At 46.0% G+C, this 491-nt stretch carries 1 protein-coding gene and 1 pseudogene; both read right to left on the reverse strand.

The genetic code is table 11. From position 1 onward, the window contains the following. Nucleotides 1-55 precede the first annotated feature (55 nt). Nucleotides 56-412, reverse strand: a pseudogene (locus ABZJ92_RS22255) (fimbrial protein); the annotation flags it as partial. A gap of 17 nt (nucleotides 413-429) precedes the next feature. Next, on the reverse strand, nucleotides 430-491 hold a 62-nt coding region (locus tag ABZJ92_RS22580; protein WP_152026004.1), incomplete at its 5' end, for an IS1 family transposase.

The raw sequence follows: 491 nt of genomic DNA on the forward strand, positions 1-491 counted from the left end.
CGGTGGAGCTGCATGACAAGGCCATCGGGCATTATCTGAACATAAAACACTATCAGTAAGTTGGAGTCATTACCGAATCCGCTAACTGAATATTCGACGTTTCGGTACCGGGAGTTACCGATGTAGAACCATCTGGCAGATACATTTGTAGAGCAACATTCGTCGCTGCATCGGTGGTAGCCTGGTTGGCAAATGCTGTAGGTTGCACGCCGTCAGCCGTACCACTAAAGGTAAACGTCGCATTTTTAGTTACAGTAACATCACAGCCTTCTAAGGCAATTGGTACATCAGTTTTAACGCCAGAGACTGCTCCATTAGTTTGCAACTTGGTGGCGCTGACATTTGGCAATGTGACTACTGAATCTTTCGTCGCAGCTACCAGGGTACAAGCTGGAGCAATAACTTTACCATTAAGGTAATGACTCCAACTTACTGATAGTGTTTTATGTTCAGATAATGCCCGATGGCCTTGTCATGCAGCTCCACCGATT

This window comes from Shigella sp. FJ200513 (assembly GCF_040495915.1).
Classification (GTDB): domain Bacteria; phylum Pseudomonadota; class Gammaproteobacteria; order Enterobacterales; family Enterobacteriaceae; genus ECMA0423.